22 protein-coding genes are annotated in these 22371 nt (G+C 69.1%); 8 read left to right on the top strand and 14 right to left on the bottom strand.

The features are described from left to right. Window positions 1–113: 113 nt before the first annotated feature. Window positions 114–305, top strand: a complete 192-nt coding sequence (locus tag NL115_RS13375) for an alpha/beta fold hydrolase (RefSeq protein ID WP_254829857.1) — start codon at window positions 114–116, stop codon at window positions 303–305. 5 nt (window positions 306–310) lie between these two features. Here the strand turns inward: NL115_RS13375 and NL115_RS13370 are convergent, their stop codons facing one another. Together NL115_RS13370 and NL115_RS13365 are read right to left on the bottom strand one after the other, a co-directional pair. Beyond that, entirely contained in the window at window positions 311–481 is a 171-nt protein-coding gene (locus NL115_RS13370) for a DUF1059 domain-containing protein (protein WP_254829856.1), read from the bottom strand. Between the two features lie 241 nt (window positions 482–722). Beyond that, complete coding sequence (locus NL115_RS13365) at window positions 723–1103, bottom strand: winged helix-turn-helix transcriptional regulator (protein ID WP_254829855.1); 381 nt, start codon at window positions 1101–1103, stop codon at window positions 723–725. Between the two features lie 110 nt (window positions 1104–1213). Here NL115_RS13365 and NL115_RS13360 point away from each other — a divergent pair, with 110 nt between their 5' ends. After that, entirely contained in the window at window positions 1214–1642 is a 429-nt protein-coding gene (locus tag NL115_RS13360) for a DUF6069 family protein (protein ID WP_254829854.1), read from the top strand. Window positions 1643–1763: 121 nt separating this feature from the next. Further along, window positions 1764–3416 carry a thiamine pyrophosphate-binding protein gene (locus NL115_RS13355; RefSeq protein WP_254829853.1) on the top strand — a complete coding sequence of 551 codons (1653 nt, stop codon included), beginning with the start codon at window positions 1764–1766 and terminating at the stop codon, window positions 3414–3416. A 12-nt stretch (window positions 3417–3428) separates the two neighbouring features. On the opposite strand, the gene NL115_RS13350 is transcribed toward NL115_RS13355, so the two are convergent. Together NL115_RS13350 and NL115_RS13345 are read right to left on the bottom strand one after the other, a co-directional pair. Continuing rightward, complete coding sequence (locus NL115_RS13350; RefSeq protein WP_254829852.1) at window positions 3429–5159, bottom strand: formate--tetrahydrofolate ligase; 1731 nt, start codon at window positions 5157–5159, stop codon at window positions 3429–3431. 96 nt (window positions 5160–5255) lie between these two features. Beyond that, window positions 5256–6392 carry a 3-hydroxyacyl-CoA dehydrogenase family protein gene (locus NL115_RS13345; protein ID WP_254829851.1) on the bottom strand — a complete coding sequence of 379 codons (1137 nt, stop codon included), beginning with the start codon at window positions 6390–6392 and terminating at the stop codon, window positions 5256–5258. Between the two features lie 427 nt (window positions 6393–6819). Between NL115_RS13345 and NL115_RS13340 the strand changes: the two genes are divergently transcribed. Next, the gene (locus NL115_RS13340; protein WP_254829850.1) at window positions 6820–7074 is read left to right on the top strand and encodes an MTH865 family protein; all 255 of its coding nucleotides are present in this window, start codon (window positions 6820–6822) and stop codon (window positions 7072–7074) included. A gap of 154 nt (window positions 7075–7228) precedes the next feature. Further along, on the top strand, window positions 7229–7849 hold the full coding sequence (locus NL115_RS13335) for an ArsR/SmtB family transcription factor (RefSeq protein ID WP_254829849.1): 621 nt from the start codon (window positions 7229–7231) through the stop codon (window positions 7847–7849). A 9-nt stretch (window positions 7850–7858) separates the two neighbouring features. Here the strand turns inward: NL115_RS13335 and NL115_RS13330 are convergent, their stop codons facing one another. Genes NL115_RS13330 through NL115_RS13320 form a run of 3 tightly spaced genes read right to left on the bottom strand, consistent with a single transcriptional unit; the run spans window position 7859 to window position 11080 of the window. Continuing rightward, complete coding sequence (locus NL115_RS13330) at window positions 7859–8539, bottom strand: metal-dependent transcriptional regulator (RefSeq protein ID WP_254829848.1); 681 nt, start codon at window positions 8537–8539, stop codon at window positions 7859–7861. A 46-nt stretch (window positions 8540–8585) separates the two neighbouring features. Continuing rightward, window positions 8586–9818 (bottom strand): ZIP family metal transporter, encoded by a 1233-nt coding sequence (locus NL115_RS13325; protein WP_254829847.1) that lies wholly within the window; start codon window positions 9816–9818, stop codon window positions 8586–8588. A gap of 2 nt (window positions 9819–9820) precedes the next feature. Then, on the bottom strand, window positions 9821–11080 hold the full coding sequence (locus NL115_RS13320; protein WP_254829846.1) for a multicopper oxidase domain-containing protein: 1260 nt from the start codon (window positions 11078–11080) through the stop codon (window positions 9821–9823). Between the two features lie 190 nt (window positions 11081–11270). Between NL115_RS13320 and hisD the strand changes: the two genes are divergently transcribed. Further along, a complete protein-coding gene (gene hisD / locus NL115_RS13315) occupies window positions 11271–12545 on the top strand; it encodes a histidinol dehydrogenase (RefSeq protein WP_254829845.1) in 1275 nt (424 codons plus the stop codon). A gap of 245 nt (window positions 12546–12790) precedes the next feature. Here the strand turns inward: hisD and NL115_RS13310 are convergent, their stop codons facing one another. Both NL115_RS13310 and NL115_RS13305 read right to left on the bottom strand, forming a co-directional pair. After that, complete coding sequence (locus NL115_RS13310) at window positions 12791–13942, bottom strand: thiolase family protein (protein ID WP_254829844.1); 1152 nt, start codon at window positions 13940–13942, stop codon at window positions 12791–12793. Between the two features lie 151 nt (window positions 13943–14093). Then, window positions 14094–15575 carry a hybrid sensor histidine kinase/response regulator gene (locus tag NL115_RS13305; RefSeq protein ID WP_254829843.1) on the bottom strand — a complete coding sequence of 494 codons (1482 nt, stop codon included), beginning with the start codon at window positions 15573–15575 and terminating at the stop codon, window positions 14094–14096. A 225-nt stretch (window positions 15576–15800) separates the two neighbouring features. On the opposite strand from NL115_RS13305, the gene NL115_RS13300 reads away from it, so the two are divergent. Both NL115_RS13300 and NL115_RS13295 read left to right on the top strand, forming a co-directional pair. Next, window positions 15801–15971: a DUF7838 family putative zinc beta-ribbon protein gene (locus NL115_RS13300; protein WP_254829842.1), complete on the top strand. Its 171-nt coding sequence runs from the start codon at window positions 15801–15803 to the stop codon at window positions 15969–15971. A gap of 84 nt (window positions 15972–16055) precedes the next feature. Next, window positions 16056–17072 (top strand): alcohol dehydrogenase, encoded by a 1017-nt coding sequence (locus NL115_RS13295; RefSeq protein WP_254829841.1) that lies wholly within the window; start codon window positions 16056–16058, stop codon window positions 17070–17072. A gap of 181 nt (window positions 17073–17253) precedes the next feature. Here the strand turns inward: NL115_RS13295 and gcvPB are convergent, their stop codons facing one another. The 5 genes from gcvPB to gcvT form a co-directional block, all read right to left on the bottom strand. Further along, window positions 17254–18702: an aminomethyl-transferring glycine dehydrogenase subunit GcvPB gene (gene gcvPB, locus NL115_RS13290; protein WP_254829840.1), complete on the bottom strand. Its 1449-nt coding sequence runs from the start codon at window positions 18700–18702 to the stop codon at window positions 17254–17256. Further along, the gene (gcvPA, locus tag NL115_RS13285) at window positions 18699–20030 is read right to left on the bottom strand and encodes an aminomethyl-transferring glycine dehydrogenase subunit GcvPA (RefSeq protein ID WP_254829839.1); all 1332 of its coding nucleotides are present in this window, start codon (window positions 20028–20030) and stop codon (window positions 18699–18701) included. The genes gcvPB and gcvPA overlap by 4 nt, the downstream gene beginning before the upstream one ends. Before the next feature lie 124 nt (window positions 20031–20154). After that, a complete protein-coding gene (gcvH, locus tag NL115_RS13280) occupies window positions 20155–20538 on the bottom strand; it encodes a glycine cleavage system protein GcvH (RefSeq protein ID WP_254829838.1) in 384 nt (127 codons plus the stop codon). 79 nt (window positions 20539–20617) lie between these two features. Next, window positions 20618–20758: a hypothetical protein gene (locus tag NL115_RS13275; RefSeq protein ID WP_254829837.1), complete on the bottom strand. Its 141-nt coding sequence runs from the start codon at window positions 20756–20758 to the stop codon at window positions 20618–20620. A gap of 389 nt (window positions 20759–21147) precedes the next feature. Then, window positions 21148–22323 carry a glycine cleavage system aminomethyltransferase GcvT gene (gene gcvT, locus NL115_RS13270; protein ID WP_254829836.1) on the bottom strand — a complete coding sequence of 392 codons (1176 nt, stop codon included), beginning with the start codon at window positions 22321–22323 and terminating at the stop codon, window positions 21148–21150. Window positions 22324–22371 lie beyond the last annotated feature (48 nt).

Raw genomic sequence — 22371 nt, 5'->3', positions numbered from 1 at the left:
CGTTCCACGCCGTCGACCTCGAGCGCGATGTCCGGCCCGAACGCGCCGGCGGGCGTCTGGAAGCCGGTCGGTGCGTCACCGTCGCGGACACGCGCGGCGAGGTGGGGCGCGCTGTGGCTGGTGAACTGGTAGGACTCCGGCGGCACCAGCCGCGAGATGACCGTCTCCTCGCCGAACCGAGGGCCGAGGGCATCGGCGACGCCCGGATGGAATGCATCCCGGACGCGGGCCACTGCTCGAACCTCGAGGCCCCCGACCGGTTCAACGAGGCGCTCGGCGGGTTCCTCGAGTCCGTCTACGGGTAGCCGACTCAGACCGTCTGGATGTTCTCCTTCACCACTGCCACGGTCTCTTCGTCCAGTTCGAGGTCCGGATGCTCCTCGGCGGCGTGGGCCTGTACATGCTCCAGCAGTTCCTCCTCGGTCTCGGCCTCGACGGTCGCCTGGCAGCCGTCGATAACACAGTCGAGTCGTTTGGACATGCGAGCGACAGGTTGACACCCCCCACCGATAACCGTGGCCCGGTTTGCCAGGACGATACCCAGCCGTTCTCGGGACCACGAGAGAGATATCTCGACCATACCCACAATATAGAAATAGAATCAATATCTGCTTCGTATATCTCGACAAAAACAGAATAATCCCCCCATATTTATATTATATTGGGGGCGTTCACCTGCCACGCCTCCACCGCGGCCGGTAGCCCGACCGCGGTTTCACACATCAATCAACAGACACGGGCCCGTACTCACCCGACCAGCGGTACAGCTCCGTGAACGCCGGTTTCAGTCCCTCCAGCCGCGGGGTTGCGGTGTACTCGACGCGCGGCGGCCGCTCGTCGTACGAGTGGCGGTCCAGAAAGCCCGCGGCGGTGAGTTCTGTCAGCCGCTCGGAGAGGGTCGTCGGCGAGATACCGAGGTCGGTCTCCAGCTCCCCGAACCGCCACGGGGTCGAATCGCTGGCGAACCGGTAGAGGATCGCCAGCGTGTGCCGTTTGCCCAGCAGCGCCAGCAACGCCGCGACAGCACGATCCGGCCCATCCCGGCCGTCGGGTGGACACTCGGCGGACTCGTTGGCGCTGCCGTCGCTCGAGGTCGGTTCCATGCGACGCACTACGCCCGCTGTAGTATTAAGCTGAGCCGCTCCAGGAGTCCGTAGCGACTACGGATTCGTGGATTTCCCTGCTTAATACTACGGAAATCGTAGGGTTGGCCATGGCAACGACAACAACCCGATTCTCGGCCCCGACGGACGCCACCGACCTGACCCGCCAGACCACGCTCGGTATCCTGGCCGCCGCCGTCTCCGTCCTCGTGCTGCGCGTCGCCGTCGACCTCGGCGGCCTCGCGGTCGGTGCCGGCGGCACGAACGACCCGTTCGCGGTCATCCCGCTGCTGGCGAGCACCGTCGTCGCCGGCGCGGGCGCGGCCATCGCCTACGCGGTGCTCGACCGGGTGACCGACCGCCCGGCGCGGACCTTCACCGCGCTCGCGGTGGCCGTCTTCACGCTGATGCTGGTCCCGGTCGTCATGTTCGCGCCGACCCTGGGCGTGACCCCCCTCGGACAGGCCGTCCTCGCCGTGTTCCACGCGGTCGTGGCCGTCCCGATCATCGCGTTCGTGACCGGGACGCTCCGGCTGTGAGCTGACGGACACGCCGAACAGCCGACGGTCGCCCGCTCCCCGCCCCGGATGACCGGCGGGACGTTTATCACACCGTCACCGGATGGACGGCCATGGCACGACACCCCGTGGAGGCGACCCCATGCGCCTGACCGACACCATCGTCGGCGCCATCGAGGACGCCGGCGTCGACACCGTGTTCGGACTGCCCTGCGAGCAGATGGACCCGTACTACGCCGCCCTCGACGAGAGCGACGTGCGCCACATCCTCGCACGGAGCGAGGCGAGCGCGGCCATCATGGCCGACGGGTATGCCCGCGCCAGCGGCGGCCTCGGCGTCGCCGACGGCGTCGGCGGCCCCGGCGCCTCGCAACTCGGCATCGGGCTCGTCGAGGCCGACGGCGCCAGCTCGCCGGTGCTGGCCATCACCGGCGACAACCCGCGTGACACCCGCGGCAACGAGGTCATCCAGGACGGCGACAACGGGGCCATCCTCGACCCGTACGTGAAATCGAGCTACGACCCGGCGACGCCCGAGCGGGCCGTCGAGGACGCCGCCGCCGCCATCCGCGAGGCGCTCGCGGGCGTCCCCGCGCCGACCCACCTGAACCTCACGGGCGACCTCATCGCCCACGAGTTCGAGGACGGGGAGGCCCCATCGATGCCGGCGTTCGACCGCGCGTTCCCGACGGGCCGCCCGGCGCCCGACGCCGACGCGCTCGCGGCGGCCGCCGACGCACTCGACGATAGCGAGCGGCCGGTCATCGTCTCGGGCGAGGGGTCGCTCCGGTCGAAGGCGTTCGACGCGGTCGACGACCTCGCGCGCACCCTCGAGGCGCCCGTCGTCACCTCGATGAACGGCAAGGGTATCGTCGACGAGACGAGCGACTACGCCGCCGGCGTCGCGGGGCGCTGGGGGTTCTGCCAGGTCGCCAACGACGCCGTCGAGGAGGCCGACACCATCCTCGTCCTCGGCGCGCGGATGGGCGAACTCTCGACCGTCGACTGGACGCTCTACCCCGAGGACGCGACCATCGTCCACGTCGACCTCGACCCCGAGTGGCTGGGCAAGACCCAGGCGGTGGACATCCCCATCCAGGCCGACGTGCGCGCGGGCGCCAGCGCGCTCGCCGAGCGCGTGAGCACGACCGAGGCCCGCGCCGAGCGCATCGAGCGCATCGCCCGCGAGCGCGAGGCGTGGTACGAGGGCCACATGGACGCGCTGACGAGCGACGACGTGCCCATCAAGCCCCAGCGGGTCTTCCACGAGATCGAGAACGCGCTCCCGCCCGAGGGCGTCCTCGTCTCGGCCACCTCGTTCACGGGCTTCTTCACGGGCGCGTTCTACCGCGTCCGCGAACCCGGCGTCGGCTACATCCAGGCCCGCGGCAGCGACGGCATCAACTACTGTCTGCCGCAGGCACTCGGCGTGCAGGCCGCGCGGCCGGACGTGCCGGTCGTCGCCGCCTCCGGCGACGGCGCCATCGGCTACCACATCGCCGAACTGGAGACCGCCGTCCGCGAGGACCTCCCCATCACGCTCGTCGTCGTCAACAACCAGGCGTTCGGCTCCTCGAAGATGAGCCAGATGGCGACCAGCAACGTCGACAACTCCACCGACCTCGACCCGGGGACGAACTACGCCGCGGTCGCCGAGGGCTTCGGCTGCGACGGACAGGTCATCGAGGACCCCGACGAACTGCCCGACGCGATGGCCGAGGCCGTCGCCTCGGACCACCCGACCGTGCTGGACGTGCGGGTCGAACTGTACGCAACGCCGCCGGTGCTGGTCTAGCGGGCCACCCGCTCAGTAGAGGCCGTGGACGGTCCCGTCGTCGTCGACCTCGATGCGTTTCGCGGCGGGCTCACGGGGCAGTCCGGGCATCGTGAGCACGTCGCCGGTGAGGGCGACGACGAACCCCGCGCCGGCCGAGGGGTAGAGCTCCCGTACCGTCAGCTCCCAGCCGAACGGGACCCCGGCCTCGTCGGGGTCGTCGGAGAGTGACGCGGGCGTCTTCGAGAGGCAGACCGGCAGGTCACCCAGCCCGAGGTCGGTCAGCTCCTCGATGTCGGCTCGCGCCTCCGGCGTGAACTCGACGTCGTCGGCGCCGTACACCTGCGTGGCGACCGCGCGGACCTTCTCGTCGAGCCCCATCGACAGGTCGTAGGAGTGCTCCAGCGACGCCGTCCCGGATTCGGCCGCGTGGCGCACGTGTTCGGCCAGGTCGAGGCCGCCCTCGCCGCCGTCGGGGTGGACCGTCGAGACGGCGGCCGGGACCTCCCGCTGGTCGCAGTGGTCGAGGACCGCCTCGACCTCGGCGTCGGTGTCGTCCGGGAAGCGGTTGACCGCGACGACGACCGGAAGCCCCATCGCCCGGAGGTTGTCGACGTGGTGGTCGAGGTTGGCACAGCCCTTGCGAACCGCCGTGGCGGCGTCCCAGTCGGCGTCGGCGCCCCCGTCTCGGGAGGCCCCTCGCTGTCGTTCCAGCATCGCTTCGCCGTGTTTCACCAGCGCGTCGACCGTCGCGACGACGACGGCGACGTCGGGCGCGAGCCCCTCACGCGCGACGATGTTGACGAACTTCTCCGCGCCGAGGTCGGCGCCGAAGCCGGCCTCCGTGACGAGGTAGTCCCCCAGACGTAGGCCGAGGTGGTCGGCGAGTATCGAGTTCGTGCCGATGGCGATGTTCGCGAACGGCCCGCCGTGGACGAACGCGGGCGTCCCCTCGAGCGTCTGGACGAGGTTCGGCCGCAGCGCGTCCTTCAGCAGGGCGGTCACGGCCCCGACACAGTCGAGGTCCGCGGCGGTGACCGGGTCGCCGTCGGTGTCGTAGGCGACGATGATGCGAGCGACCCGCTGCTTGAGGTCCGCGAGGTCGGTCGACAGACAGAGGATGGCCATCAGTTCGGAGGCGGCGGTGATGAGGACGGAGTCCTCTCGCGGTGGCCCGTTCTTCCGACCACCGAGGCCGACGACGGTCTCGCGCAGCGCGCGGTCGTTGACGTCGAGCGCGCGGCCCCAGACGACGCTATCGGGTTCGATGTCGAGTTCGTTGCCGTGGGTCCGCTCGGCGTCGACCATCGCCGCGAGGAGGTTGTGCGCCGCCGTGACGGCGTGGATGTCGCCGGTGAAGTGCAGGTTGATGTCCTCCATCGGGAGGACCTGGCTGTAGCCACCACCCGCCGCGCCGCCCTTGATGCCGAACACCGGGCCCTGCGACGGTTCCCGGACGGCGACGACGCTCGACTCCCCCAGTCGCGCGAGCGCCTGCCCGAGTCCGACGGTGGTGACGGTCTTGCCGGCTCCCCGGCGTGTCGGTGTCATCGCCGTCACGAGCACCAGGTTCCCGTCCGCCGGCGCGTCCCGCACCCGGCGGATGCAGTCCCGGGTCAGCTTCGCGATGCCCGGGCCACGGTGGTCGAGGTCCGCCTCGTCGAGCCCCAGTTCCTCGGCCACGTCCGCGATGGGTCGTAACGACGCGTTCCGCGCGATGTCGATGTCCGGTGGAACGCCGGTGTCGGTGTCCGACTGGTCCATGTGGGTGTCTCTGACACGGAGGGGCATAGTTCACGAGGCCGGTTCCCAGGGCAGCCGACGACGGAGACGTCCCCGTCCCGAACCGCTCCACTCATCTCACTCCCCGGCAGCCTCCCGGAGCCCCGGCGCGGGCTCGTAGATGGCCGCGCCCGTCGCCTCGTATCGCGCCTCGAGTACGTCGACGAGGTAGCCCGCCCCCAGCAGTTCCTGCGCCCCGAACGGGCCGAGGTCGCCCCCGCCCCCACGCTGGAGAATCTCGTCCAGCGTCTCGGCGTCCGTGATGCCGTCCGCGACGATGCGGTGGGCCTCGCTCACCATCGCGCCGACGATTGGCGCGATGTCGTGGCCGCTCTCGATCTCGGGAACGACGGGCTCGTCGCCCTCCCACGCGTAGAACCCCTCGCCGCTCTTCTTGCCCATGCGGTCCTCCGCGACCATCCGCTCCATCCGGTCGCGGAGGTCGGCGGGCGGGTCGAAGCGGCCCTCGTGCGCGTCGTGGAGGTTATCGACGGTGGCAAGGTGGACGTCGATGCCGATGAGGTCGACGAGCTCCAGCGGGCCGCGGGGGAACCCGAGGTTGTCGGCGGCGACGTTGATGGCCGCCGGGGAATCGGCCGCGGGGAGTTCCCACGTCCCGGCGCACTTGATGGCCGCGGAGATGCGCGAGAGACAGTGCGCTCGGCCCTCGCCGGTGAGTTCGGCCACCCACTTGCCCATCCCCTCACCCACCGCGACCGTGGTCCGGTAGGCGTCGTCGGTCGCGTTCACGCCGCCGACCTCGACCACGTCACGTTCGATAGGCGGGTTCGCGAAGTGGAAGAAGGTGACCCGCTCGGGATGGTCGAGGTCGGCCGCCACGTCGCTGGGCGTGAGCGAGGAGGTGTTGGTGGCGAGGACGGTGTCCGCGGCGACCACGTCTTCGATGTCTGCCAGCAGGCCGCGTTTCAGGTCGAGGTCCTCGCTGACGGCCTCGACGACGAACTCGCAGTCGGCGAGGGCGGCGAGGTCGTCGGTGTAGGTGATGCGCGCATCGAGAGCGTCGGCATCCTCGGCCCGGAGACCGGCCGCGACCAGTGCACCCGGTGCACCCACGGCGTGTCGCTCGCGCGCCGCCGCCAGCGCGTCCGGGTCCACGTCCACCAGCACGACCTCGTAGCCACCGCTGGCGAGCATGGCGGCGATGTCGGCACCCATCAGTCCGGCTCCCACGACCCCTGTTGTCTGCACTGTCATAGCGGAGGGGGTCACGGACGGCACATGAACCTTCGGCGGTGCATACGGGGACGCTCGTCCGACGGGCGCCTGAACGGCCGACTGCCGGGCCACGGCCGGTATTCCAGCACACGCCCGTTCGTCGGAGCAGTCCACCCCTCACCGCCGAACAGTCGGAAGGTTTTTTGTAGACTGAACGTTCAGTATCAACCGGCCCGGGGCTGGCTGCCACACCTGTCCCAGATTCGGAAACGTGCTTCCGACCGGGCCCCGTCGTCGGCACCCCCGTGTCGGCACGGTCCCACCACCACCACCACCACTATTTCATTTTTTGTGTCGGAACGTCAGCGACGGCCCCGACGAGCCGTGGCGCCCCCACCGACTCGACGCCCATCGTGGGTGCGTCCCGAAACGTTCAATTGGTTGTGTGTGTCACGCAAGAGGTGTAATGGTCGACAAAGAAGACCTGCGACAGCAGTTCACCGAGGCGTTCGAAGGCGCCGACTTCCCAGTCAACTCCCCGATGGACCTCGTCCCCGCACTGCCGAACGGCCCGGGCACGACGTTCGAGTCGGGTGACTTCTCCATGACCGCCATGGAGCTCAACACGAAGGGCGGGGGGAGCCAGGAGTTCCCCTACGACAACGTCGACGACCTCGTCGACGACATCATGGACGGCCTCGAGGAGCAGGGCTACCTCTAAGGGAGCCTCGATAGCGGATTTTTCTTCGCGCCGCCGCGTCATGAGCCGCGGCCGTCGCGTTCGTCGCCGGAGCCCGCGTCGCCCGGCGACGACAGTCAAATCGCGATTTGACCTACCGCAACAGGCAACCCACCGGCGACGGTAGGCGGTACCGATGGGACTGTTACCGCGTCGCGCGGAACCCGAGGAGCGACCGGACGCCGCGAAGGTGCTGGACGTGAGCGGCGAGGAGGCCTCGGCGACCTTCGACGCGCTCGGCTCCGAGACGGCCCGCCGCATCATGGCGGCCGTCTACGAGCAACCGCGGACGCCCGTCGAGATCCGCGAGGAGGTCGGCACCTCCCTCCAGAACGTCCACTATCATCTCGACAAGCTGGAGGACGCCGACCTCGTCAAGGCGGCCGGAGTGGGCTACTCGGAGAAGGGCAACGAGATGACCGTCTACGCGCCCGCCAGCGAGGCGGTTGTCCTGTTCGCGGGCAGCGACCACGAGCGCTCGCGACTGGAACGTCTGGTCGGGCGGGTGCTGGGACTCTACTTCGTCCTCGCACTCGCGACAATCGCCTTCTACTACCTCCGTCAGTGGCTCGTCAGCGAGCCGCGCGGACAGGCCAGCGGGTACGCCGCCGACACCGCCCAGCCGACCGTCGAACGGGTCGGCGATGCAGCTGCGAGCGGCGGAGCCGCAGGACTGGACCCGACGGTCGTGTTCTTCCTCGGCGGACTGGTCGCTATCTGTGGCGTGGCCGCCTTCTGGTATCTGGCGGAACGATAGCCACCCGTCTCAGGCCTCGACCCCGTCCGCCTCGGCGGCCGGGACGACCTCGATGAGCCGGGCGATCTCCTCCGGCAGGCTCTGCTCGCCGCCGGGCGTCTCGACGGTCACCATCCCGAACGGCGCCACGTCGATGACTCGAACCTCGATATCCGGGCGGATACCCGCATCGGCGAGGTAGCGCAGTTCCTCGTCACCCTGGTGGCGGATGCGCCGGACGACGACGCGCTCGCCCTCGCCGGCCTCCGCCAGTCGGGTGGTCTCGCCGGCGTCCGGGAGCGAGAGGTCCGCGTCCGGAATCGGGTCGCCGTGCGGGTCGACCGGTGGGTTGCCCAGCGCCTCCGCGATGCGGTCGGTCAGCTCGTCGGAGACGTGGTGTTCGAGGCGGTCGGCCTCGTCGTGGACGTCGGCCCAGTCGTAGTCCAGCTGCTCGGTGAGGAACGCCTCCAGCAGCCGGTGGTGCCGGAGAATCTCCAGCGCCACCAGTTCGCCCTCCTCGGTCAGCGTGACGCCCTTGTACTCCTCGCGGTCGACCAGCCCGCGCTCCTCCAGCTTCTTCACCATCGAGGAGACGGTGGGGGAGGTCACATCGAGGTAGTCGGCGAGTTCGGACGTGGAGACCCGCTCCTCGCCGTCGCCGCCGATGGCGTAGATGGCCTTGATGTAGTCCTCCATGACGGCGCTCAGCATCGTTGGCTCACGTTTCCGGCCGACGTGCATAGAACCTTGTCCCTCACTAGAGTGCGATGAAGAGCCCGGTCACGTACATGAACACGGCGCCGAACAGGAACGCCCCCGCGTTGACGGGCGTCCCGATACTGGCGAGCGAGTCGTCACCCCGGACGAGGTCGGCCATCTCCCAGACTACCTGGAGGATGGCGCCCAGCCCGATGGCGAGGAAGAACACGCCGAGCGTGGGGGAGAACGCGTAGCTCCCGATCCACGCACCCACGATGACCGGCGCGCCACCGATGAGCCCGAGCGCGGCGAAGTGCTCGATGCCGGGGCGACGACCCCGCGCGAGCGGGCCGACGATGGCGGGCCCCTCGGTCACGTTGTGGACGAGGAACCCGACCACGAGGAACGCGCCGAGTTCGACACGACCCAGCGCGAACGCGGTCCCGATGGCCAGCCCCTCCGCGAGGTTGTGCAACCCGATGGAGACCGCCACCAGATACGCCGTTCGGAGCCGGCTTGTCTCGCCCTCGGTCCGGGACTCCTGCCAGGCGCTGATGCCCTGGATGACCAGCACGGAGCCGGCCACGCCGAGCGCGAAGAGGAAGGGCCCCTCGTACCCGCCCGGAACCGACTCCATGAACTCCTCGACGTCGACCAGCGCGTCGAAGCCGAGGAAGGCGAGCACACCGACCGCGAACACGAGGACGGCGTGGAGCGCGCGGTCGGACACCGAGCGCAGGTACGGCAGCCACAGCATCCCCAGCACGACCGGGATGACGCCGACGAACAGGCCGACGACCGCCAGCGTCCCGATTATCTCACCGGTCACACCCGGACTCATCGCTGGCGCGACGATGGTGTGGTGGATGACCGCGCCGTCGGACAGGACCATCGCGACGTTCAGGTCCCAGCCGGGCTCCCAGTGGTACGGGATACTGATGGTCGAACTCTCGAGTGGCTCAAGGGTTCGGTCCCCGCCACTCATCTGGAACGACCAGTACGCCTCGTCGACGAGCACCTGCTCGACGGTCACCGTGCGTGGTCCGTTGTTGGTCACGTGCACGAGGACCGTCTCCTCGTTCGGCAGCGTCGTGTAGGAGACGGTCACGTCGGGAAGCGCGCTCCCGCCAGTCGCGAGCGCGGCGAACGGCGACCCGAAGAACAGGTACGCCAGCACCGCGGCCAGCAACACGAGCGGGACGATGGCGACCACCCATCGCGGGAGGCCGAAGGGCTGTTCCTGCACCGTCACGCCGCCGTCGGACCGTCGTTCCGTATCAGTGTCGTCCATATTCAGACCACCTCGAAGAAGCTCATCCAGCCCAGCTCTGCGAACTCCGACTGGTGCGCGTGGAACATGTACAGTCCCGGCTCGTGGTCGGAGTAGTCCAGTTCGATGATGCCGCGCTGTGCCTGACACTGCATGATGGTGTCCACCGTCTGGTGGGTCGGGAGCAGCGTCGTCCCGTGGTCGTAGTAGTCGAAGAACTGCGAGTGGGTGTGGAACGAGTTGATGAGGTCGAACTCGATGGCGTTGACCAGGTACACCCGGACGGGTTTCTGCCCGTCAATCTGGATTGGGCGCTTCGTCTCGCCGGGCTTCCAGTTACCCTTCCCGTCGGTTTCGCCGACGCCGTAGGCGAACGCGCGGGTGTTGGCGGCGTACACCTCGTTGCCGCCGTCGAAGTTCGTGTCGAACCCGTTCATTATCATCACGAGCTCCTGGACCTCGTCGTTCTCGTCGTACTCGTGGTTGCGCGACTTCGCGCGGGCGACGAGCTCCTCGGTCAGCTCGGGCGTGACCTGTGACTCGTGGAAGTCACAGTACTCCTCGGGCTTCTCGCGGACCCGTTCGGGGTCCGGGTCGACGATGATGCTCCCGTACAGGCCGCGGTGGATGTGGGCCTTCAGCGGCAGGGAGTGGCAGTGATAGAAGTGGACGCCGGCCGGCTGTGCCTTCCACTCGTAGGTGAACGACTCCCCCTGCTCGAGCACGCCGGGCCCGTTCTGCGGGATGCCGTCCATCTTCGGGTTGAGGTTCTTCAGGTGCGGGTGGATGGTGTGAGCGTGCCGGCTCCCGTTGGTGAACTTCACCCGGATGCGGTCGCCCTCGGTCACGCGGAGCGTGGGGCCGGGGACCTGTCCCTGGTAGGCCCACGCCGAGAACTCGACGCCCGGCGCGACCTCGATGGTCGTGTCGGTGGCCGTCATCTCGAAGTAGCGGATCCGCTCGCCGTCCTCCTCGAAGACGTCCTGCGTGAGGTTGTCCTGGCCGTCGAAGCCGGTGTTGAACGTCCGGAGGAACTCGTGCGGGTCGAGTTCGCCCTCGTCGAACTCCCCGCGGGCGCCGAAGTTGCCGTGTTCCTCGCCGCCGCCGTCGTGCCCGTCGTCGGCGCCGCCGGTACCCATCAGCGCGGCGCTGCCAGCCAGCCCGAGACTCCCGAGAACCGCCCGGCGGCTGACGCCGGCGTCCCCGTCGAGCGCGTCGACGAGTCGCCCCTCGAGGGCCTCGGTGTACTCACGTGCCCGCTCGTAGTCCAGCGAGGGGCTCACGGTCGATCCCTCCACTGCGTTGCCGAAAGTTCGGCGGTGTGCATACCAGGATTAGATTAGTCTAATCTATAAATGTGGCCCTTGACACCGAGGTTGTAGTCTGTTCGCATCACCGTCGTCGGCCGGGGTCACGGAGCCGAGCGGGGGGCCCGATGGAAACCGTTTTTCGCCGCCACGCCGAACGACGATTATGAACGTACGCCGGCTACCGGACCTCTCCACCGACGAGCGGGCCGCCCTGTTCGACCGGGACGCCGGGGTCGCCGACGCCCGGGACGCCGCCCGCGACATCGTCGACCGCGTGCGCACGGAGGGCGACGTGGCGGTGCGCGAGTTCGCCGAGAAGTTCGACGAGGTGTCGGTCGGCAATCTCGAGGTGACCGACGAGGCCGAGCGCGCCTACGACCGCCTCGACGAGGACCTGCGCGACGCCATCGAGACCGCGGCCGAGAACATCGAGACGTTCCACGCGGAGTCGGCGCCCGAGGACTGGCGTGCGGACTTCGACGGGCGCGAACTCGGCCGGCGCTACCGGCCGCTGGAACGTGTCGGCGTCTACGCCCCCGGCGGCACCGCCGCCTACCCCTCGAGCGTGCTGATGGGCGTCGTCCCCGCCAAGGTCGCGGGCGTCGAACACGTCGCGGTCAGTACCCCGCCCGCCGACGACCTGCCGGATGCGACGCTCGCGGCCGCCCACGTCGCGGGCGCGGACGCCGTCTACCAGATCGGCGGCGCCCAGGCCGTCGCCGCGCTCGCCTACGGCACCGAGACGGTCAACGCCGTCCACAAGGTGGTCGGCCCGGGCAACGCCTTCGTGACGGCCGCGAAGGCCGAGGTCCGCGGCGACGTCGAGATCGACCTCCTCGCGGGCCCCTCCGAGGTGGCCGTCCTCGCCGATGGGACCGCCGACCCGGACCTGGTGGCGGCGGAGCTGATCACACAGGCCGAACACGACCCGAACGCGAGCTGCGTGGCCGTGACCGCGGACGCGGACCTGGCCGAGGCGGTCGTCGCGGCCGTCGACGAGCAGGTCCCCGAGCGCGAGCGTGCGGGGACCATCCGCGAAACCCTCGCCAACGACGCCAGTGGCGTCCTGCTCGCCCGCTCGATGTCCGAGGCGGTGCTGTTCACGGAGGAGTACGCCGCCGAGCACCTGGCCATCATGGCCGAGGACGACGAGGAACTGCTGGACCGCATCGACTCCGCCGGAAGCGTGTTCCTGGGCGATTTCTCCCCGGTCGCGGCGGGCGACTACGCCAGCGGCCCGAACCACGTCCTGCCGACGGGCGGCGCGGCGCGGCGTTTCGGCGGCCTCTCCGTCGACCACTTCCTCCGCTCGACGACCGTGCAGCGGCTCGACGAGGACGCGCTGGCGGCTATCCGGGAGACGGTGACGACGCTAGCCGGGGCCGAGGGACTGGAGGCGCACGCGGCGAGTGTCGAGCGGCGTTTCGAAGAAGAATGACATTCATCAAGCCTATTCGCATTATAACGTAATTATTTTATGTATTTCTAGACATATTGGGACTCAGTTCTACCTCCGGTGTTATTCCGATAGATTTGACCCAAATAGGAACAGAGTCGAAGCCCTCGTAGGTGATTCTGCCGTCATCGCACGGAACGGCACGACCCACGATGAAACCGGTCCACGGCGTCACCACTGACAGTCGGTGAAAGAAGGGAAGAATCGGAGGGACTACCGAGCCGTCTCTAGACCCGCTCGATGATCGTCGCGACGCCCTGCCCGAAGCCGATACACATCGTACAGAGGCCGTACTGCTCGTCGTACTCCTCGAGCTGGTAGGCCAGCTTCGGCAGGAGCGCGGCCCCGGTCGCGCCCAGCGGGTGGCCGTGGGCGATGGCGCCGCCCCAGGTGTTGGTGCGGTCCCAGTCCGCGCCGGTCTCCTCGAGCCACGCCGTGATGACGGAGGCGAACGCCTCGTTGACCTCGAAGCGGTCGATGTCGTCGATGGACATGTCGTTCTGCTCGAGGATCTCGTTCGTCGCGGGGATGGGGCCGGTCAGCATCGTGACCGGGTCGACGCCGACGACGTGCGTGTCGACGATGCGGGCCATCGGCTCCCAGCCGTGCTCGTCCATGCCGTCCTCGCTGGCGATGAGCGCGGCGGCCGAGCCGTCGACGATGCCCGAGGAGTTACCGGCGTGGATGACGCCGTCCCCCTCGCCGCGGAACGCGAGCGGGAGGTTCGCGAGCGTGTCCGTGTCCGTGCCCGGACGCGGGTGCTCGTCCTCTTCGACGACGACGGTCTCGTCGTCGAGTTCGGTCTCGACCGGCGTGACGTGCGTGTCGTAGTGGCCGGCCTCGGCGGCCTCGCCCCAGCGTGACTGCGAGTCGGCGGCGATCTGGTCCACGTCGTCGCGCGAGAAACCCCACTGCTCGGCGATTCGCTCGGCGCCCTCGCCCTGCGTGGTCAGCTCGTCGAAGTGCTCGAAGTAGGTGTCCGTGATGGAGCTGCCGGCCGAGCCCATCGGGACGCGGGACATGTGCTCGATGCCGCCCCCGATGATGACGTCGTGTGCGCCCGCAGCCGTCTGCGCGGCGGCGAAGTTGATGGCCTGCTGGCCGGAGCCACACATCCGGTCCAGCTGGACACCCGGAACCGTGTCGTCCCAGCCGGCCACCATCGGCGCGAGGCGCGCGATGTTGTTGGCCTGCTCGTCCGTCGGGGTGACACAGCCGTAGATGACATCCTCGATGTCCTCGCTGCCGGTGAAGCCGTTGCGCTCTTCCAGCGCCAGCAGCGGCTCGGCGGCCAGGTCCTGCGGATGGGTGTCGCGGAACGACCCGCCCTGCTTGCCGAACGGTGTCCGGACTGCGTCTACGATGTACGCATCTTGCATTGTGCACTTAACGTTGGTAAGCTCCGACTTGTGTGTTGTGGTGTGGCGTGGCGTACACTCACAGCCACGGAGCTGGAGTTTGCGGGTGGAGCCCGGAACCGCCGGCGGCGTCGACGCGGCGTCAGCCGGTGGGCGACACGCCAGGTCCAGGTCAGGTGTTCTCCAGCGAGACACCGCTGGACCCGCTACCGGCCCGCTGTCGCTCGTCGCAGCCGCCGACCGGCCCGGGATGCTTCGGCAGCTCGACGACGAACACCGCGCCCGTCGGCTCGTTGTCCTCGACCCGGACGCCGCCGCCGAACTGCTCGACCAGCGTGTGGACGAGGTAGAGGCCGACGCCGGTGCCCGGACTCTCCGGTCCCATGGTACCCTTGCCGAATATCTCCTCTTTGCGGGCGTCCGGCACGCCCGGCCCGTTGTCGGCGACGCGGATGGCGACCTCCGTCCCGCGCGTCCGGACCTCGACACGGACCTCCGGGTCCGGCGCGTCGTTGTGTCGGACCGCGTTCCCGAGGAGGTTCCCAACGACCGACGAGAGCAGCTCGTTCGCACGCACGACGGCGCCCGCCTCGCTGTCCACCTCGAAGGTCACGCCCTCGAGCTTCGAGCGGCGCTTCTCGACCTCCGTCTCGAGGACGCGGTCGACGTCGACGGGTTCCAGGTCGACCGTCGTGTCACCCTCGAGCGACTCGACGAAGTCCCGTGCGATGGCCGTGAGCTCGGCGATATGACTGCTCCGCTCGCCGATGCGCTCCACGAGGTCGCGCCCCGCCTCGTCGACGTGCTCGTCGAGGAGGTCCGCCCAGCCGATGAGCATCTGGACGTCGTTGTTGATGTCGTGGCGGACGATACGGTTGATGAGCGTGAGCTTCTCGCTCTTCCGCTCGAGCTCCCGCTCATTGCGTTTCTGGAGCGTCATCTCCCGCGTCACGAGCTGGACCGACTCGCCGTCGCCGGGCGTCGTCAGCGGGACTGCGATGTTGTGGAAGTGGCGGATGCCGATACTGTCCTGGAACGTCACCGCACAGTCGGCGGTGACGGCCCGCCGGGCCTCCTCGAGCCGCCCGTTCGCGACCGGGTCCGGCAGGAACGACGACAGCTGCTCGCCGACCAGCTCCGGCTGGGTCGTTCCGAACGCCGTCGCCATCGCCGCGTTCGCGGCGAGTATCTCGCCGTCGAGGCTCACCTGGCTGATCTCGTCGGGCGAGTTATCCACCAGCTGCTCGTACTTGCGCTGGGTCCGCCGCTGGTCGACCACGTTCCGGATGCGGTTGACCAGCAGGTCGAGCGACCGCTCCTCGCTCACGGCCTTCTTGAGGAGGTACTCGTCGATACCCATCCTGATAGCCCGGCTTGCGACCTCCTCGTCACCCTCGCTGGTGAGCAGGATGAACGGCACGTCGTGGTGCTGCTCGACCGCCCGATACAGCTCCAGCCCGGAGCGCCCGGGCATCTCGTAATCACTCACGACGCAGTCGACCGCCTCGTAATCGACCGCGGACACCGCCCTCGTCGCGTCCGTCACGGTCCGGGTGGTCATCCCGTAGTCGGACTCGAGTTTGTCGGCGAGCAGCGTAGAGAAGAACTCGCTGTCGTCGACGACGAGCACCGAGAGCGATTCGTTACGCGCCATAGGGGACACGGGGAGCTTGCAGGTATAGCGCTAGTGACCGACTCGGAACTCGAAGTGCCACGAACGGCCGCTCACCGGTCGCTCTCGCCAGGGCCGCGCCATCTCGGTGGCGGAACGCTGGTCGACGAGCCGGGGATTCGGTATCGTGCTATACGATTTATCGGGGGGAACCGGGGCGGCTGGCGGACCAGTAGCTTCAACAGCGATGCGGCCGGAACACGGCGTATGAGCCTCGACACGACGCGGTACTGTCCCGACTGCGGCGAGGAGCAGACGTTCTGGCGCGCAGCGAGCACGGAGCTCCACCTCGGCGAGAAGGTCAAGTGGCACTGCGAGGAGTGCGACTACGGGTTCGTCCGCATCGGTGACGCGGTCGACACCGGCGTCGACGCCTGAGACGACCAGCATTCTCCTTCGGTAGCCTCCGCACTTCGCCGGGAGCCACACACCGACACCTCCGGCGCGCGCAGTGTCGAAGTGATGTCCGACACAATGCGTGCGGTTCAGGTGCCCGAGGCGGGCGCCGACTTCGAGATGGTCGAGCGCGAGCGTCCCAACCCCGGGCCCGGAGAGGTCCGGGTCGCGGTCGATGCCTGTGGCATCTGCCACAGCGACGCCTTCGTCAAGGAGGGGACCTACCCCGGCGTCTCCTACCCCCGGGTTCCCGGCCACGAGATCGCCGGCCGTGTCGACGCCGTCGGTGAGCGCGTCACGGGCTGGGCAGCGGGCGACCGCGTCGGCGCGGGCTGGCACGGCGGCCACTGCTTCGAGTGCGAGCCCTGCCGGCGCGGCGACTTCCAGGGCTGCGAGCACGGCGACATCACGGGCCTCACCTTCGACGGCGGGTACGCCGAGTACGCCACGGTCCCGGCGGAGGCACTCGCGGCCGTGCCCGACGACCTGGACGCCGTCGACGCCGCACCCCTCCTCTGTGCCGGAATCACGACGTTCAACGCGCTCCGGAACACCGGCGCGGGCCCGGGGGACCTCGTCGCCGTCCAGGGTGTCGGCGGCCTGGGCCACCTCGGCGTGCAGTACGCCCACCGGATGGGGTTCGAGACGGTCGCGCTCTCGCGGTCGCCGGACAAGCGTGAGCTGGCCCTCGAGTTGGGCGCGGACCACTTCGTCGACGCGAGCAGCGAGGACCCGGCCGAGCGCCTGCAGGCGCTGGGTGGTGCGCGGGTAATTCTCGGCACGGCACCGTCGGCGGCGGCCGTCGAATCGGTCGTCGGCGGACTGGGTCGGGACGGGGAGTTCGTCGCCGTCGGCGTCCCCGGGGAGGAGGTGAGCGTCGACGTGCAGGGACTGGTTGGCAAGCGCGCCTCCGTCGGTGCGTGGAGTTCCGGCCACGCGCGCGACTCACAGGACACGATGGAGTTCTCCGTCCTGCGAGACGTGACACCCGAGATCGAGACCTACGACCTCGCGGACGCGAGCGAGGCCTACGAGCGGATGCTCGAGAACGAGGCCCGGTTCCGGGTCGTGCTGGAGCCCTGAGCGGCGAACGTTCCGTCAGGATTGGCATATTTCTGAAATAATCGCCATTCGCAACGGGAACTCGTAAACCGGTAACGGCGATACGAAATCGGCGTCCGGGCCGACAGCCCGGACACAGACGGACACCCGTTTCGGGTGCTGTCACTACCGGAATCGGCGGAATCAGAAACGGAGGGTCGGCTTACTCCTCGCGGTCCAGCGCCTGCCACGACAGCCGCGGTTCCCGCGCCGCCGTCACCTGGTCGATGCGCCGTGCCGCGGTCCGCTCCGGCGCGGCCTCGAGCGTCTCGTCGTCCTCGGCGTGGACGGCGTTGAACGCGTCGGCGAGTTGGTCCAGCGTGCGCTGGCTCTCGACCTCCGTCGGCTCGGTCATCAGCGCCTCACCGACGATCTCCGGCCACTTCGTGGTCGGCGGGTGGACGCCGTAGTCGAGCATCCGTTTGGCGGCGTCGGCGGCGTCCTGTTCGCCGGCGCTCGCGACGAACTCGTGGTGGAACGGGCCGAACGGCGTCTCGTACGCCACCTGCTCGGCGAGGTAGTTCGCGTTGAGCACCGCCTTGGCGCTCGCGTCCGCGAGGCCCGTGTCCCCGAGACGAGCGATGTACGCGTACGCCTTCTCGAGGACGAGCCAGTTGCCCTGGTAGCCGTGGACCTTGCCGACGGACTGGGCGGGCGTGTAGGTCTCGTAGCGCGTCCCGCCCTCGGCGTCCCCGTCGTCAACCGTGCGCACGTGCGGGTCCGGAAGGAACTCGCGGAGTTCCTCGACGACGCCGACCGGCCCCGCGCCGGGACCACCGCCCCCGTGGGGCGTGGCGAACGTCTTGTGGACGTTGTAGTGCATCACGTCGAAGCCCATGTCGCCCGGGCGGACCCGCCCCAGCAGCGCGTTCAGGTTCGCGCCGTCGTAGTAGAGCAGGCCCCCCACGTCGTGGACCAGCTCGGCGACGCGCTCGATGTCGCGCTCGAACAGGCCCAGCGTGTTCGGGTTCGTCAGCATCAGTGCCGCCGTCTCCTCGGTGAGCGCGGCCTCCAGTGCGTCGAGATCGACGCGGCCGTCGTCGCCGGACGGGAGGTTCACCACGTCGTAGCCCGCCATCGCGGCGCTCGCGAAGTTGGTCCCGTGCGCGCTGTCGGGGATGACGACCTCGCTGCGCTCGTCGTCGCGGGACTCGTGGTAGGCCTTCGCGACGAGGATGCCGGCGAACTCGCCCGCAGCGCCCGCGGGCGGCTGGAGGGTGACCGCGTCCATCCCACCGATGCGTCCCAGGTAGTCCTGCAAGCGGTACTGCAGTTCGAGGACGCCCTGCACGGACTCGTCGGGCCGGTCCGGGTGGACGTGGCCGGCAGGGTCGGCCGCGATATCCTCGGTGAACTTCGGGTTGTACTTCATCGTGCACGACCCGAGCGGGAAGGGGCCGCTCTCGACCCCGTAGTTCATCTCCGAGAGCCGGGTGTAGTGGCGGGCGAGTTCCGGCTCCGAGGCGTCGGGCAGCTCGAGCGAGTCCCGTGTCAGGTCGTCGGGGAGCGGGTCGTCGTCGTCCCGCTCGACCTCGCGCGAGCGCTTCTCCGAGAGGAGGGGTTCGTAGCGCTCGCCGTCGTCGTCCGTCCAGCGCGCCTGGTCGAAAATCATCGGGCCACCTCCTGGAACGCCGCGACGAGGTCGTCGGTCGCGTCGGCGTTCGCGTCGGTCACGCAGACCTGTAGCAGATGGTCATCGAGCGTGTGGACCGCGAAACCCTCGTCGCGGAGGTCGGCCGCGACGGCACCCGCCGGCTGGTCGGTCCGAACGGGGAACTCCCGCAGGTAGTGGCGGTCGTGGACCGGCGCGTGCAGGCCATCGACGGCGTCGAGGTCGGCCGCGAGGTCGCGCGCGTACCGGACGCAGTCGTTGGCCAGCTCACGCAGGCCGTCGGGCCCAAGCGACGCGACGTGCATCGCCGCGCGGAGCGCGACCCACGCCTGGTTGGTACAGATGTTGGAGGTCGCGCGCTCGCGGCGGATGTGCTGTTCGCGGGTCTGGAGCGTGAGGGTGTACGCCCGGCGCCCGGTGTCGTCCTCGCTGGCACCGACGAGGCGTCCGGGCACCTGCCGGAGGAACTCCTCGCGGCAGGCGAACAGGCCCAGCCCCATCCCGTACGCGCTCGGAAGGCCGAGCGAGCAGTCGCCGACGACGACGTCCGCGCCGACGCTCGCCGGTTCCTCGAGCACGGAGAGCGCGACCGGGTCCGACCCCAGCGTGAACAGCGTCTCGTGCTCGTCGGCCAGGGTGCCGAGGTCGGCCAGCGACTCCTCGATACAGCCCCGGACAGTCGGGTTCTCGGCGTACAGCATCACGACCTCGTCGTCCATCTGCGCTCCGAGCGCGTCCAGGTCGGCGTTGCCGTCGGCCATCGGGTACGACTCGACGGTCAGGTCGCTCCCGGCGACGTAGTTCTCGAGCACCTCGCGCCGCCCGTGCAGTAGGTGCTCGGGCACGAGGACGCGTGTCCCGGTCGTCTGGCGGACGCGGCTCGCGAGCGTGGCCGCCTCGCCCAGCGCGGTCGCGGCGTCGTACATCGAGCAGTTCGCGACCGGCAGGCCGGTCAACTCGACCAGCATCGACTGGTACTCGAACAGCGCCTGCAGGAACCCCTGCGCGACCTCGGGCTGGTACTGCGTGTAGCTCGTCAGGAACTCCGAGCGGTCCGAGAGATGCCCCACGAGCGAGGGGACGTAGTGGGCGTAGTGGCCACGCCCGAGGAACTCGGTCACCTCGTCGTTGCGCGCGAGCATCTCACCCACCTCCTCGCGGACGGCACGTTCCGACCGTGGCTCGATGCCGAACTCGCCGTCGAAGCGGACGGCATCGGGCACGTCGAACAGCGCCTCCTCGTCGGCGACACCGACCGCGTCGAGCATCGCCGCGGTCTCGTCGGCGGTGTGTGGCGCGAACGGACTGCCGCGGTCGTCGCTGCTCATCGGTCGGCCCCCGGCTCCGGGTCGATTGGCGGCGTGAACATCGGGTTATCCAGGATTACGGTCCGGCGATAACAACCCCTTCGGTTCGGTCGGTGACGTGACCGCGCGGTCAGACGGCCCGTCGCTACTCGATCTGCTGGCGGTACGCGTCGGGCGAGAGCAGGCCATCCAGTTCGCTCTCGTCGACATCCTCGAGTTCCAGCATCCAGCCGTCGCCGAACGGGTCCTCGTTGACGAGTTCGGGCTCGTCGACGAGCCGGTCGTTCACGGTGGCGACGGTCCCGGAGACCGGCGCGTACAGGTCCGAGACGGCCTTGATGGACTCGATGACGCCGAAGTCGGCCTCCTGGGAGAGGGTGTCGCCCTCGCTCGGGAGTTCGACGAACACCACGTCGCCGAGTTCGTCCTGCGCGAAGTCGGAGATGCCGACGCGGGCAGTTCCATTCTCCAGCCGGACCCACTCGTGGGTCTCCAGATACCGGCAGTCCTCGGGCACCTCGAAGCTCATACGCGGGGGTTGGGTGGAGAAGGCATGTAGGCTGTGGTTCGGGGGTCGGGGACCGTCACGCGCGGAGGAGCGCAGCTGCTCAGAGTACCAGCGACGACAGTTGGGGATATCGCCACAGGAGGAACGCCGCCACAGCTCCGACGAGCAGGGCGGCGAGGATGGCCCGGACGTACCATGGCGTGTCCGACGACTCCAGCAGGTGGCTCGGGATACTGTGCATCCGTATCAGGTCCCGCGTCGTTCGATGCGCCTGTATCTTTCGGCAGCCGGGCGGCCGCTGTGGCTCGCGCTCTGCCCCAGGTGCGTGCGACTCGGGGAGACTGCTTGCGAAGCCCTCACCCGCTCGCACGACAACTGCAATCACACAACCACTGCCGAAGCCCTCATCCGCTCGGCCGGCCGGGACTCGTTGCGCTTCTCGGCCCTCGCGCAGTGGAGAGACAGCCGGCCCTCCGGGCACGGCCGCCAGCGCGGGCCTGCTCGACTGACGACAGGCGTGAATCGACGCGGGACATCCAAAGGCTGGCGCATAATAGTTCAAACCCAGATATAATACCAGAAATGCAGAGATATAACGACAGGATTGCCTTCTCACTCCCGAATCGCCACTCAGTCGTCGAGGAACGGCAACGTCTGCACGCGCGCCTTCTTCTGCTGGCCACGCACCACGACCCGAACCGTCGTCCCGGGGTCGGCGTAGTCGACGGGCACGTAGCCCATCCCGACCGGTTCGTCCAGCGACGGGCTCATCGTCCCGGAGGTGACGGTGCCGATGACCTTCCCGTCCGTGTTGGTGATGTCGTAGCCGTTGCGCGGGACGCCGCGCTCGACGAGTCGGAAGCCGACGAACGTCTCGTCGACGCCCTCGGCGTCGACCTGCTCCAGCGCATCCCGCCCGACGAACGTCGAGTCCGGTTTCACCACGAAGCCGATACCGGCCTCGTACGGGTTTCGCGGCTCGTTCTCGGGGTGGAAGTCCTGCCCGGCGAGGAGGAAGCCGGCCTCGATGCGGAGCGTGTCGCGCGCGCCGAGGCCGCAGGGCTGGACGCCGGCGTCGGCGCCTGCGGCGTCCCCGGGCACCGCGTCCTCGTCGCCATCCGGGATGGGTCCGACCAGCGCGGTCCAGACGGTCTCAGCCTCGCCCCACGGGACCAGCAGTTCGAAGCCGTCCTCGCCGGTGTAGCCGGTGCGTGCGACCAGACAGTCGACACCAGCGACGGCGTCGCCGGCCATCTCGAATCGACCGAGGTCGGGCGAGTCGCCGCCCGCGGCGTCCCGGAGATGGGCCTCGGCGTCGGGTCCCTGGAGGGCGAACATCGCCCAGTCGTCGGTGACGTTCTCGACCGTGGCGTCCAGGCCCCACTCGTCGCGGTGGTCACACCAGCGCCCGTGGGCCCACTCGTCGTGGCCGGCGTTCGGGACGAACAGGTACGCCGGCGGCTCGCCGGCCGCGCGATGGGTCTCGTCGTCGGGGAGCCGGTAGACGACGGTGTCGTCGTGCATGATACCCTCGGCGTCGGTGATAGCGGCGTAGACGGCCTCGCCGGGGTCGAGCGCGGCCACGTCGTTGGTGACGAGGCGGTCGGTGAGCGCGGTGGCGTCGGGGCCACTGACGACGATCTCACCCATATGCGAGACGTCGAACAGCCCGGCCGCCTCGCGGACGGCCTCGTGTTCGGTCCTGATAGAGCCGAACTCGACGGGCATGTCCCACCCGCCGAACTCGGTGAACTTCGCGCCCCGGTCGGCGTGCAGGTCACGGAGGGGCGGCGTTCGAAGCGGCATATCGCCGCCGACACCGCCCGGGGGGAAATCGGTTCCGCTCGCGGACGC

It is taken from the genome of Haloglomus salinum, from assembly GCF_024298825.1.
Classification (GTDB): domain Archaea; phylum Halobacteriota; class Halobacteria; order Halobacteriales; family Haloarculaceae; genus Haloglomus; species Haloglomus salinum.
This window is presented reverse-complemented; position numbering and strand designations above follow the sequence as displayed.

Coding starts and splice junctions, on each gene's coding strand:
- gcvH (WP_254829838.1), bottom strand. CDS start 20,538: ATGAGCTTCGAGGTGCCCGAGGACTGCCGGTATCTGGAGACCCACGAG.
- NL115_RS13310 (WP_254829844.1), bottom strand. CDS start 13,942: ATGCAAGATGCGTACATCGTAGACGCAGTCCGGACACCGTTCGGCAAG.
- NL115_RS13340 (WP_254829850.1), top strand. CDS start 6,820: ATGGTCGACAAAGAAGACCTGCGACAGCAGTTCACCGAGGCGTTCGAA.
- NL115_RS13350 (WP_254829852.1), bottom strand. CDS start 5,159: ATGGACCAGTCGGACACCGACACCGGCGTTCCACCGGACATCGACATC.
- hisD (WP_254829845.1), top strand. CDS start 11,271: ATGAACGTACGCCGGCTACCGGACCTCTCCACCGACGAGCGGGCCGCC.
- NL115_RS13370 (WP_254829856.1), bottom strand. CDS start 481: ATGTCCAAACGACTCGACTGTGTTATCGACGGCTGCCAGGCGACCGTC.
- NL115_RS13360 (WP_254829854.1), top strand. CDS start 1,214: ATGGCAACGACAACAACCCGATTCTCGGCCCCGACGGACGCCACCGAC.
- NL115_RS13305 (WP_254829843.1), bottom strand. CDS start 15,575: ATGGCGCGTAACGAATCGCTCTCGGTGCTCGTCGTCGACGACAGCGAG.
- NL115_RS13365 (WP_254829855.1), bottom strand. CDS start 1,103: ATGGAACCGACCTCGAGCGACGGCAGCGCCAACGAGTCCGCCGAGTGT.
- NL115_RS13345 (WP_254829851.1), bottom strand. CDS start 6,392: ATGACAGTGCAGACAACAGGGGTCGTGGGAGCCGGACTGATGGGTGCC.
- gcvT (WP_254829836.1), bottom strand. CDS start 22,323: ATGCCGCTTCGAACGCCGCCCCTCCGTGACCTGCACGCCGACCGGGGC.
- NL115_RS13325 (WP_254829847.1), bottom strand. CDS start 9,818: ATGGACGACACTGATACGGAACGACGGTCCGACGGCGGCGTGACGGTG.
- NL115_RS13330 (WP_254829848.1), bottom strand. CDS start 8,539: ATGCTGAGCGCCGTCATGGAGGACTACATCAAGGCCATCTACGCCATC.
- NL115_RS13300 (WP_254829842.1), top strand. CDS start 15,801: ATGAGCCTCGACACGACGCGGTACTGTCCCGACTGCGGCGAGGAGCAG.
- NL115_RS13275 (WP_254829837.1), bottom strand. CDS start 20,758: ATGCACAGTATCCCGAGCCACCTGCTGGAGTCGTCGGACACGCCATGG.
- NL115_RS13355 (WP_254829853.1), top strand. CDS start 1,764: ATGCGCCTGACCGACACCATCGTCGGCGCCATCGAGGACGCCGGCGTC.
- NL115_RS13335 (WP_254829849.1), top strand. CDS start 7,229: ATGGGACTGTTACCGCGTCGCGCGGAACCCGAGGAGCGACCGGACGCC.
- gcvPB (WP_254829840.1), bottom strand. CDS start 18,702: ATGATTTTCGACCAGGCGCGCTGGACGGACGACGACGGCGAGCGCTAC.
- NL115_RS13295 (WP_254829841.1), top strand. CDS start 16,056: ATGTCCGACACAATGCGTGCGGTTCAGGTGCCCGAGGCGGGCGCCGAC.
- gcvPA (WP_254829839.1), bottom strand. CDS start 20,030: ATGAGCAGCGACGACCGCGGCAGTCCGTTCGCGCCACACACCGCCGAC.